The organism is Bacteroides sp. D1 (assembly GCF_000157095.2).
Taxonomy (GTDB): domain Bacteria; phylum Bacteroidota; class Bacteroidia; order Bacteroidales; family Bacteroidaceae; genus Bacteroides; species Bacteroides xylanisolvens.
Window position 1 is genome coordinate 489,004 of record NZ_JH114331.1, and the last position, 12,451, is coordinate 501,454.

General features: G+C 42.5%; 7 protein-coding genes and 1 pseudogene. All 8 read left to right on the forward strand.

All coding sequences use genetic code 11. The annotated features are described in order from the left end of the window. The first annotated feature begins 8 nt into the window (after window positions 1-8). Window positions 9-1,550, forward strand: coding sequence for a hypothetical protein (locus BSAG_RS19680; protein WP_008770344.1), 1,542 nt, complete (start codon window positions 9-11; stop codon window positions 1,548-1,550). Window positions 1,551-1,749: 199 nt separating this feature from the next. After that, window positions 1,750-3,288, forward strand: a complete 1,539-nt coding sequence (locus BSAG_RS19675; protein ID WP_008997337.1) for a hypothetical protein — start codon at window positions 1,750-1,752, stop codon at window positions 3,286-3,288. Between the two features lie 61 nt (window positions 3,289-3,349). Continuing rightward, on the forward strand, window positions 3,350-4,336 hold the full coding sequence (locus tag BSAG_RS19670; protein ID WP_004313022.1) for a DUF6528 family protein: 987 nt from the start codon (window positions 3,350-3,352) through the stop codon (window positions 4,334-4,336). A gap of 56 nt (window positions 4,337-4,392) precedes the next feature. After that, window positions 4,393-6,186 carry a glycoside hydrolase family 71/99-like protein gene (locus BSAG_RS19665; RefSeq protein ID WP_004313023.1) on the forward strand — a complete coding sequence of 598 codons (1,794 nt, stop codon included), beginning with the start codon at window positions 4,393-4,395 and terminating at the stop codon, window positions 6,184-6,186. A gap of 8 nt (window positions 6,187-6,194) precedes the next feature. Next, window positions 6,195-8,552: a TIM-barrel domain-containing protein gene (locus BSAG_RS19660; protein WP_004313024.1), complete on the forward strand. Its 2,358-nt coding sequence runs from the start codon at window positions 6,195-6,197 to the stop codon at window positions 8,550-8,552. 19 nt (window positions 8,553-8,571) lie between these two features. Beyond that, a complete protein-coding gene (locus tag BSAG_RS19655) occupies window positions 8,572-11,247 on the forward strand; it encodes a glycoside hydrolase family 2 TIM barrel-domain containing protein (protein WP_004313025.1) in 2,676 nt (891 codons plus the stop codon). Window positions 11,248-11,264: 17 nt separating this feature from the next. Then, window positions 11,265-12,062 (forward strand): sialate O-acetylesterase, encoded by a 798-nt coding sequence (locus tag BSAG_RS19650; RefSeq protein ID WP_008770343.1) that lies wholly within the window; start codon window positions 11,265-11,267, stop codon window positions 12,060-12,062. Between the two features lie 204 nt (window positions 12,063-12,266). Further along, window positions 12,267-12,451: pseudogene (locus BSAG_RS25445) on the forward strand (transposase family protein); the annotation flags it as partial.

Here is a 12,451-nt window from a genome sequence, read left to right on the forward strand (position 1 = left end):
AGTTTATTATGATTCGTAAATTATATACCATCTTATTAATCGGGCTTTGTTTGAACTTAGTGGCTTGCGGCGACGACAATGAAAACATAGATCCAAATGCATCTGCTCCTGTTATCAAATTCCCGATGGAACAATTGGATGTCGATCTGAATAAAGTCGACAATCTGCCTGTAGTAGCTGTAATCAAGTCACAGGCGGGATTACAGAGTGTAACGATGAAAATCCAGACTGTAGAGGGGACTGTTGAGTATAAAACTGTTACGGATTTTTTCAATCCGAACTCCTACAGTTTGTCTGAGAACTTAGAATACAATGCAAATTATCAAGCATTTATTATTGAAGCGACTGATAAGCTGGATCATATTATCACAGGAACACTTCCCATATCGGTAACTGATGTCGTAGAACGTCCGGTTATCACTTTTGATCCGGAAGAGATCATCTATGATGAAATGGATGAGAATCCTACTATTCCCCGTACTACATTTAAAATAACTTCGGAGGCTGGTCTGAAAACTGTTGAAATGTATTTGGTTTCAGCTAGCGGACAGGAGTCGAAAGGAATAATCAATTTGAGTGGGGAGAAAGAATATACGTTTGATGAAATGATAGATTATAAAGAAGGTGACAGAGGTTTTAAAGTAAAAGCGGAAGATACCTACGGCTACATTACGATTTCAACATTGCCTGTAACTTATAAGACTATCCCCGGACCTTCATTAACTTTAACAGAGTCCACCATTTTTGCAGGTACTGATGCTAAGAAAGGAGTACCTGTGCAGATTGAGTCAGTACGTGGAGTACACGAAGTGGTGATTTATCGTATTGAAAATGGATCGGAAGTTGAAGCCTTGCGTGAAACGAAGAATGGGGAACATACTTTAAATTATGCTCCGGAAATAGATTTTACGGAAGCTACTTCAAAACTTAAGGTAGTTGTTTCTGACGGAAGAGAGGGCAAAGAAGCGATTGGTTACATGAAAGCGTATGTAAATATGGATGTTGCCACATTGAATGTCGGCAGCCAGCCTCTTGCTAATAATGCACATGTGAAATATCCGGATGCATTTGGAATGGTATCTTTGAATGATTTGAAAACATATTCTGTTGATTACGCAATCGCTAATGAAGTTAATGCGAAGAATGTAGACTTTAAGTTCTATTGTTTTGGAGCTTCTGGTAGTCCTCGCTTATACTCTATGGATAATACAGGAAAGGATGGTGAGTTTTCCGGATCTACTGGTAAACTATCGGCTATTAAAGTGAAAAACTTAACACGTTTCGCGATATTATCCAACTTCGACTATGAGAATGCAACTGTAGCTTCTATTTCTTCGGAAATACTTTCAAGTAGTATTGCTCAAAGTCTACTGGATCCTATTGCAGTCGGAAATGTTATAGCTTTCCGTACAGGAGGATCTTCTGCTGCAGGTGGAGGAAGAATCGGAGTTATGAAAGTTATTAATATAACAGAACCTAAAGAACTGGTTTCTAATAATGCGACCGCTCGCGTAATGACTGTTGAAATCAAATTTTCCAAGAAGAAGTAACCACTTTCCTATTGGCTAAATGTATGGATAGAAAGAGAACTGGTGGATTGTAGAGGGATAAGAAGTTAGTTGTTGTGTACGAGATAGTTTTCTCGTACACGATAGCTATCCATCAACAGATTTCTTCCATGCTTTGAAGCATCTGTTTGTAAAATCCCACTTGCTTCTTGAATAAATAGATGTATTAACTGAAAGTAATATGGAAAGACATATATACCGGTATTTCCGTTTTTTTTATTTATCCGGTCTGATATTGTTGTTCGCAACAAGTTGTTCTGCCGATGCGGGAGAACCTTCAGAACCGGAAACTCCCACTACTCCCACAGATGAATATACTTATCTGAATGTAGAGTATAGAAAGTGGCAGAATGGAACTTTTCAGTTGTGGACTACCGCAGACTCCCGTGAAACCCGTATCATTGATAATATGAACCGGTATGCTCCTTCGGGAGATTATACCCGGACTGCATGGGGAGGACGGAACGGATTACAACCCTCTTCTGTAACAGGAAAAGAGGGGTTTTTCCGGGTTGCCCATTGTGGAGGACGAGCTTACCTGCTCGATCCTGATAATGGAGCTGTTATTTTACACGGGGTTCAGCATGTTCGTCCGGGGGAATCTACAGCTCATCAAAAGGCTTTCAGTACAAAGTATGGAAGTGAGGTCCGATGGAGTGAGGAAACTGGTAAATTGTTGGCAGATAATCATATAAACTATATTTCGTATGGCTCAAACCGTATTGAAACATTTCCTGTAGCAATACGTGCCAATCTGCTGACTCCGAAGACACAGAAGATTGCCTATGCAGAAACACTGTATTTGCTTCGCACTTTTATGTGGGATATGACTAAAAATTTAGGATATGCTTTTGATGATGATAAATATAATCGCCTGATTCTTCTTTTCGAACCTACATTTGCTGCATATATTGATAATCTTGTACGGGAAAAATCAGCTTTGTTTGCAGGTGATAAGCATTTTATCGGATATTATCTCGATAATGAATTGCCGTTTGCAAGTTATCAGAATGGCGATCCTTTAAGGGGAATTGATTTGAAGCATTTTTTGTCCCTGCCCGACCGTTATAAAGCAGCCCGGACTTATGCAGAAAAGTTTATGCAAGAAAGAGGGATTGTTTCTCCAGCAGCAATAACAAAAGCAGATCAGGAGGATTTTCGTGGAGTTGTATCTGATTATTATTATCAATTAACGACAACAACTGTCCGTCGCTATGATACGGAACATCTGATCTTAGGTACGCGTCTGCACGATTGGAGTAAATATAATCAGAAGGTGGTAGAAGCGTGTGCCCGTTATTGTGATGTTGTTTCTGTTAATTACTACGGACGTTGGCAACCGGAAACCGACTTTCTTGCCAATCTGAAAGCTTGGTGTGCTGTGAAGCCATTTCTGGTATCAGAGTTTTATACGAAAGCAGAGGATGCCAGTTATAAAGGAGTTGAATATGCAAATACCGAAGGCGGTGGTTGGCTCGTACATGCACAAAAAAACAGAGGAGAATTTCATCAAAACTTCTGTCTCCGTTTACTTGAAACGCGGAATTGTATCGGATGGATACATTTTGAATATAACGACAGTTATGCATCGGATGGTAGTGCCTCGAATAAAGGAATCGTTTCGTTGGAATATGAACCCTATGAGTCTTTCCTTTCGTATGTTCGACAGCTGAATTTGGCTGTTTACCCATTAATTGATTATTATGATACCCGGCAATGAATGGTATAGTTCATTGAGATTTTGATAAAAAAAGAAAATATAAATTGAAATAGTTACGACAATGAAGAAGATAAGTTTATTAGCCCTTTTCTTAGGCTTTAACATAGCTTTGGGGGCTTGCTCCGATGATGACTCAGCACCAGTAGTAAAAAATGAATCGTTCCAACTTCCCGCAAAGGCATATGTCTTGGCAGAGCAAACGAGACGTGCCATTGTGATAAGGGACGCAGAAACCCAACGTAATGTATGGAGTTGGGATCCTTATACCGCTTGTGTTCCTTCAGCACATCAGGATTGGTTTATTAATCCGAGTGAAGTAAAACCGGTATTCAATAAACGCTATATTCTGATGACTGCTTCCGGTGGAGCGGTAGCTTTAATCCGCTTGTCAGACCATAAATTGATGTTTTATGCAAACTGCGGACAGAATCCTCATTCCGCAGAAATTTTACCGGATGGAAATATAGTTACGGCAGAGTCGAAATCCGGTGAAATCAATACCTTTGTGGTGGATACGGTAAAAGTATTGGGAATGAAAGCTAACACACTCAAATTGGGTAATGCCCATAATGTAGTCTGGGATAGGAAAAAAGAATGTATCTATGCCACGGCTACCATTCAGGCAGGTGTGACAGCCTTGTTCCGCATGAAATATAATGGTGACCGGAATAATCCGCAGCTCACCAATCAGACTCGTATTTATACATTCGACAAGGAATCAGGCGGACACGATTTGTTCCCGGTATATGGTGAAGAAGATAAATTATGGCTTACTGCCGCTTCGGCTGTTTATAAGTTTGATATTTCTACAGATACTCCGACTTGTGAAAAGGTTTACAATACAGCTGATATAAAAAGTGTCTGTAACGGACCTGACGGAATCTTGATGCTGAAACCGACTGAAGAGTGGTGGGCCGAAGGACTTGTAAATGAGAAGGGAGAAGAACTCTTCAAGATGGACGGAGCTAAGATTTATAAAGGTCGTTGGATGATAGACAATACTTTCAGTTATCCGGAAAAGCACGATTTCGTATTGGGTGAGGATTGATTAAGTGTCGTCGAAGGGTAATAAAATACATAAGTTGAATAATTAAGTTTGGAACAATGAGGAAACTTCTTCTTTTTTTATTGGTATCTATCGCATTACCGGCCTTGGCGCAGAACGGAAAGAAAGTGTATGCTGACTTCCACGGTGTGCGTTATACCCGGCAACATGACGGAAAGTTAGGGCGTTGGGAGATGTATGCCAATACGGAGAAATCAAGTACGGGAAGGAAATCCCTATGTTATAATGCCGATCTGATAGACAGTGAAGGACGACATGAGATAGCGGCAGTGGCTTATCCCCAAGTCGGAATGCAGTCCAATCTCGATCCTGATTATATCGAATATCAGATATTGTCGGCAAAAGCTGCCAAGATAGACGGATTCTTTATCGAATGGGGATTCAAACCTCACGAAAATGACATCTTGCTGCGTGAAATGCAGAAAGTGGCAGCGAAGTATGACTTTGAAATCGGTGTAAACTGGTGCGACGGTTGGTTGTATTATGACTGGATTACGAAGATTTATCCGGAAGTTAACACCCGTGAGGCAAAGACCGAATATATGGCTAAATGTTACCAATATTTAGTAGATAGTGTCTTTACCGGTCCGACTGCTCCTATGGTGAAGGGGATGCCTGTTTTTTATCATTTCGGTCCCGGAGCAAAAGTCGATGAATACAAGAAAGTATTATCACTGGTGAAGTTTCCGCAAGGAATGAAGCAGCCAGTAGCCTTACGCCGTTGGGCGGATTGGGGAAAACTGGAAAACGATAAATACATTCCTGTCACCCGCAGTGATGATATGGATGCCTGGAAAAAAGTGGGAGAAATACCGACCGCATGGCTTCCCGCTCGTGTCCATACAAGAGATCAGGCACATGCTGAATGGGATAATTATGCCACGCAGGATGATGTTATTGAGTTTATGAAACCTTTCCGTGACTCGATTTGGCATAGTAACAATCCTGCTTATACCATTAAGTCAGGATTTGCCATGCCGGGAATGGATAACCGGGGATGTGCAGGCTGGGGACGCGGACACTTCTATTATATCCCTCGCAATAATGGAGAAACTTACCAAAGTATGTGGAAGTTCTGTATGGCGGAGAAAGACAGTCTAGACATGATGTTTATCGCTTCGTGGAGCGACTATACCGAAGGGCATGAAATAGAACCTACCATCGAAAACGGTGACCGTGAACTACGTACCACTTTAAAGTATGCGGCAGAATTCAAAGGCGAACAGGCGGACGAGCGTGGCTTAACCTTACCTTTAATGCTTTTCCGTTTGCGAAAAGAAGCCCGTTTCCTGGAAAAGACGAAGATGGACGTATCTGCTTGTCAACGTTCGCTCGATAAGGCAGCGTTGTTGATTAGCCAGGGACGTTATCCGGTGGCGATAGGTTTGTTGTCACAAATAGAAAATGATGTCAAGACAGCCAAATCCGCTTTGGCGGTTGAGATGATGCGTTTGCGTGAGTCGGACATGAAGATTCAGGGAAAGCGAAAATCAGGTGGTTACAATGCCGAAGAAACGCTTTCTATCTCTTTGCCCAAAGAATTGGTTTCCAAACTGCAAATGAATAACTATGTAGGGTATCTCTATTTTGAATACCTGGACAAAGGAAATGAATCTCTTTTTATACGTTCGTCCACACAGCGCGAACCGAAAGAACCGTTTAAAATTGTATCCCGGATACGTACCGACAATACAGGCGAATGGAAAAGTGCAAAAGTGGAACTGTATAAAGATAATATCGTAAATGGATTCAATATGCCTACTTTCTATTTAAAAGGAAATGTCGTTATCCGTAATTTGTCATTGGGCTATACCATCTACACTGTCAAATAAATGTATTGATGAAGAGTTTGAAAAATTGGTTCTTAGTTTTATCCGTATTATCTTGTTTCGGGTGTTCCTCGCCGGTTCATGAAGACGGCAGGGGATGTGCTTTCGTATCCGATAGTATCCAATACAGGGTTGAGTTTATGTCGGAGGGATGCGTGCGGATTCTGTCTTTTCCCGAAGGTGATACGCTGGTAACAAAAAGATTGGTTGTCGATTCGCAAAAACCGGCATTCAAAGATTATAAATGGAAAGATACAGGGCAGCAACTGATCTTTTCTACCCGTGAGCTTTCCGTTGCTTTTGATAAAGAAGATGCGGCTTTCACTTTTCAGGAAGTATCGACAGGAAAGTTATTACTGAAAGAGAAAGAAGCTAAAAAGGCACGGCACTTCAAACGTTCGGTTACCGGAGGTGAGCAATGCCTCGAAGTAACCCAACGCTTTGTTCCTACTGACGATGAGGCTATTTACGGTCTGGGGCAGTATCAGAACGGAATCATGAACTATCGTGGAAAATCCGTACTACTGTTGCAGGCTAATATGGATATTGTCAATCCGTTCCTTATCTCGACTAACGGATATGGTATCTTGTGGGATAATTATTCTTCAACAAAGTTTGAAGATACGAAAGAAGGATACTCATTTACTTCCGAGGTAGGCGATGCTTCCGACTATTATTTTGTATATGGCAAGAATATGGACGAAGTCGTTGCCGGTTATCGGGAATTGACGGGAGACGTGCCGATGTTCGGGAAGTGGGTATATGGTTTCTGGCAGTCCAAAGAACGCTATAAATCGTTCGATGAGTTGAAAGCCGTTGTAAAGGAGTATCGTAAACGGGGGATTCCGTTGGATAACATTGTGCAGGACTGGGAGTATTGGGGAGATAAACCCCATTGGAACAGTCTGACTTTCCATCCGGCGAACTTCGATCATCCCCGGCAAGTCATTGAAGAACTGCATCAGCAGGATCATGTTCACTTTATGCTTTCCGTATGGCCCGGATTCGGACCGGAAACAGCTGTCTATCAGTCACTCGATTCTATCGGTGCCTTATTTAGCGAACCTACATGGGCAGGTTATAAAGTCTTTGATGCTTACAATCCTGCCGCACGGGATATCTTTTGGCAATATCTCAAGAAAGGACTCTATGATATGGGTGTGGATGCCTGGTGGATGGATGCGACAGAGCCTTCTTTCCGTGACGGATTCACACAGTTGAAGCAGGAAGAGAGGACGAAAGCAGCCGGAAATACTTATCTGGGCAGTTTCCACCGTTATCTGAATACCTATTCTTTGGAAATGCTGAAGGACTTCTATCAACGTCTTCGAGCCGAAAGCGATCAGAAGCGCATATTTATCTTAACCCGTTCCGCCTTTGCTTCACAACAGCATTATGGTACGGCGGTATGGTCGGGGGATGTCTCGGCTTCATGGGAAAATATGCATAAACAACTGGTTGCCGGTTTGAACTTATCCATGTCCGGTATTCCGTATTGGACTTCCGATACAGGAGGATTCTTTGTCACAGAACGTGATGCAAAATATCCCAATGGGTTGAAAAGTAATGATTATAAAGAGTTGTACTCCCGTTGGTTCCAGTTCAGTGCATTTACTCCTGTCTTCCGTGCTCACGGCACGAATGTGCCGCGTGAAGTTTGGCAATTCGGTGAAAAGGGGACACCATCTTATGATAATCAGGTGAAATATATCCAGCTGCGTTACCGTCTGTTGCCTTACATTTACTCGATGTCCCACCAAGTCACAGCCAATAACTATACCCTGTTGAGAGGCTTGGCAATGGATTTCACCACAGATACCCGGACTTTTGATATTGATAACGCCTATATGTTCGGCACCTCTTTATTGGTACGACCGGTATTTCATCCGCAATCGGAAGAAAAGAACATCAGTGTCTATCTGCCGGAACACAATGGCGAATATTGGTACGATTTTTGGACCGGAAAGGCCTTTGAAGGAGGAAGAGAACAAATGCAGGCAAACACCCTTGACATCCTTCCCCTATATGTAAAAGCCGGTTCTATCTTGCCTTTGGCAGAAGTGAAACAATATGCGATGGAATACCCCGACCGTGAATTGGAACTGCGTATTTACGGAGGAGCGAATGCTTCTTTCTTATGGTATGAGGACGAAGGCGACTCCTACCGCTATGAAGATGGTGTATGTTCCAAAGTACTGATGCAATGGAAAGATTCGGAACGGACACTGACGATCGGTCTGCGTGAAGGAAGTTATCCCGGTATGCCGGAACAAGTAAAAATGCGTGTGAAGTTATATCTGCCTGATGGTGCTGCTCTTGAGAGTAAAGAGTGTGTCTACACAGGCAGAGAGATAAAAATAAAGTTTTAATTAGATGCATACATAGATTATGAAGAAGCTATTCTATATCTTTATTCTATTGTTTATTGTGGGATGGGCGCAGGCACAGCAACGCGTGGTATATACCATCAACGACGGGTGGAAATTTACAAAAGGATCTCCATTTGAAGCACAACTGACTGGCTGTGACGACTCTTCATGGGAGACGGTCAATATACCTCATACCTGGAATGATAAAGATGCAGACGATGAAACTCCGGGATTCTATCGGGGGCCGGTCTGGTATCGAAAACAGTTGTTTATAGACAAAAGCCAGGAGGGACGTCAGGCAGTGATCTACTTTGAAGGAGCCAATCAGGAAGTACGATTCTACCTGAACGGTCAGTTCGTTGGAGAGCACAAAGGAGGGTATACCCGCTTCTGTTTTGACATCACTTCCCATTTGCGTTATGGACAGGAAAACCTGTTTGCCATTTATGTAAACAATGTCTATAATCCGAATATTCCCCCCTTATCTGCCGATTTTACTTTCTTTGGCGGTATCTACCGGGACGTCTATTTGCAGTTTATGAATCCGGTGCACATTGCAACGAATGATTATGCTTCGTCGGGAGTTTATATCCGTACCCCCGAAGTGAATAACTCCGCTGCTTCGGTAGAAATCACTACGCTACTGACGAACGATATGCCCCAGGCTACGGAAATCAGGGTGGAGAATATAATCTGTGATGCGGATGGCAAGGAAGTGAAAAAGACGCAGGCAGAAGTAAAACTGGCAGCCGGCGAGACGAAGACGGACATCTCCAAAAAGATAAAAATAGATTCCCCTCGTCTGTGGGATATAGACGATCCTTATCGCTATATGGTATATACCCGTATTCTTGATAAAAGAAAGGGTACTTTGCTGGATGAAGTGGTGAATCCGTTAGGTTTGCGCTGGTTCAAGTTTGATTCGGAAAAAGGTTTTTTCCTGAATGGCAAAGGACGCAAACTGATCGGAACTGCCCGGCATCAGGATTATTTTCAGAAAGGAAATGCTTTGCGTGACGAATTGCACGTACAGGATGTATTGCTATTGAAGGAGATGGGAGGAAACTACCTGCGTGTATCACACTATCCCCAAGATCCTGTTATCATGGAAATGTGTGATAAACTGGGCATTGTGACTTCGGTTGAAATTCCCGTCGTTAATGCTGTTACAGAAACCGAAGAGTTCCTGCATAATTCTGTTGAGATGGCGAAAGAGATGGTACGTCAGGATTTCAACCGTCCTTCCGTAATGATTTGGGGGTATATGAATGAGATTTTCCTGCGTCGTCCCTATACCGAAGGTAAACAGTTGGAAGATTACTACCGTTTCACGGAAAAAGTAGCCCGTGCCTTGGAGGCGACTATCCGTGAGGAAGATCCTTCAAGATATACGATGATGGCTTATCACAATATGCCTCAATACTACGAAGACGCTCATCTCACCGAAATCCCGATGATTCAGGGATGGAACTTGTATCAAGGTTGGTATGAACCGGATATCAATGAGTTCCAGCGTTTGCTTGATCGTGCCCATAAAGTATACAAAGGAAAAGTGCTGATGGTAACGGAATATGGACCGGGAGTGGATCCGAGAGTTCATTCGTACCAGCCGGAACGTTTTGACTTCTCGCAGGAATATGGACTGGTATATCATAAACATTACCTCAATGAAATGATGAAACGTCCGTTTGTAGCCGGTTCCAGTCTGTGGAATCTGAATGATTTTTATTCCGAATCCCGTGTAGATGCTGTTCCTCATGTAAACAATAAAGGCGTTGTCGGATTAAACAGAGAGAAGAAAGATGTTTATTGGTTCTATAAGACAGCCTTGTCACGTCGTCCGATACTTGTCATTGGTAATCGGGAGTGGAAAAGCCGTGGGGGAGTGGTGAATACGGCACAGAAAGAATGTATCCAATCCGTCCCTGTATTCTCTAATGCGGAAGAAGTAGAGCTGTTTGTGAATAACAAGAGTCTGGGAAAGAAAAAGATAGAAGATAATTATGCTTTGTTTGATGTACCGTTTGTCGGTGGAGAGAATCTGCTGGAAGCTGTTGCTGTGACTGGTGGTAACAAGTTGCGTGATATGCTTCGGATTCAGTTCCAGTTGGTAGGCTCGCAGTTGAAAGACGAAGCTGTGCCATTTACGGAATTAAATGTAATGTTAGGTTCTCCGAGATATTTTGAAGACCGTGCGGCAAACGTAGCATGGATTCCCGAACAGGAATATAAGCCCGGTAGTTGGGGATTTATCGGCGGAACATCTTATCGTCGTCAAACAGGATTCGGCACCATGCTTGGTTCGGATATCGATATTCACGGAACGGACATGAATCCAATCTTCCAGACTCAACGCGTTGGAATAAAATCTTTTAAGGCTGATGTACCAAATGGAGAATATTCCGTATATTTGCACTGGGCAGAGTTGGAGTCGGACAAAGAAAGAGAAGCATTGGTTTATAATCTGGGAGCTGACTCGGAACAAACATTTGCCGGAAATCGCAGCTTTGGTATTTCAATCAATGGAACAACCGTTTCAGATGATTTCAACGTAGCCCGTGATTACGGATATGCCCGTGCTGTTATCAAAAAGTTTGTAATAACAGTAAAGGATGGAAAAGGAGTAAGTGTCGACTTTCATAAAAAAGAAGGAGAACCTATTCTGAATGCTATCCGTATTTATAGAAACTATTAATCATAAACACAGTTCGTATGCTTAGGTCTATTTATTTACTGTCTTTTTTCCTCCTGCAATCCCTGTTTGCTTTTGCAGGAAATGTAAAGGAAGATGTTCCATCCACTTTTGATTTGTATGTATGCATCGGTCAATCCAACATGGCGGGGCGTGCAACATTGATTCCGGAGGTCATGGATACGCTGCGAAATGTATATCTATTGAATGATAAGGGGAATTTTGAACCGGCAGTAAATCCTCTCAATCGTTATTCGACAGTCCGTAAAGACCTGTCGATGCAACGCTTGGGACCGGCTTACGGCTTTGCTAAAGAGATGGCCCGACAAACGAAACGTCCTGTCGGACTGGTAGTAAATGCGCGTGGAGGCTCATCCATCAACTCCTGGCTAAAAGGGAGTAAAGACGGATATTATGAAGAAGCTCTTTCCCGGGTTCGGATTGCAATGAAGCAGGGAGGTGTTTTGAAAGCAATCCTTTGGCATCAGGGAGAAGCCGATTGTTCGAATCCGGAAGCGTATAAACAGAAACTGATTTCTTTGGTGAAAGACTTGCGGGAAGATCTGGGCATGCCGAATCTACCGGTTGTTGTAGGACAGATTTCTCAATGGAACTGGACAAAAAGAGAAGCTGGTACAGTCCCCTTTAATCAGATGATTAAAAAAGTTTCTTCATTTATTCCCCATTCTGATTGGGTATCATCGAAAGGATTGGGATGGTATAAAGATGAGAAGGACCCTCATTTTAATACGGAAGCACAACTGTTATTAGGAAAACGTTATGCGAAAAAGGTACTGAAGTTCTATAAACATCAATAGAATACCCTTTTTCGAGGAACATAAAAGCCGGCTGATTCATGAGGGATCAGCCGGCTTTTGTATGGTGAATAACTAAATACTGCCTTGTTGATAGAAAAGGAATCTATATAGTTAATTGGGGTCAGTCCGAAAACCCTGTGGATATGTTATGTTAATACGCGCAAGTGAACTATCTTTGCGGAAGATTAAAAAAATAACAATCCAATGAATTCTAATCGCAATCTAGATAAGTTACTACGAGTCATCTTTCCCGAAGTTTTAATGGAGTATTTCGATATCTCCGGTTGGCATGACGGCTCTGATAAAATTGAAGTTTGGCTTGACGAAAAACACTACCTGGAACGTTCTGACTATAAGAGCGGAACCGTGATCTCCCATGGTTTTACCGA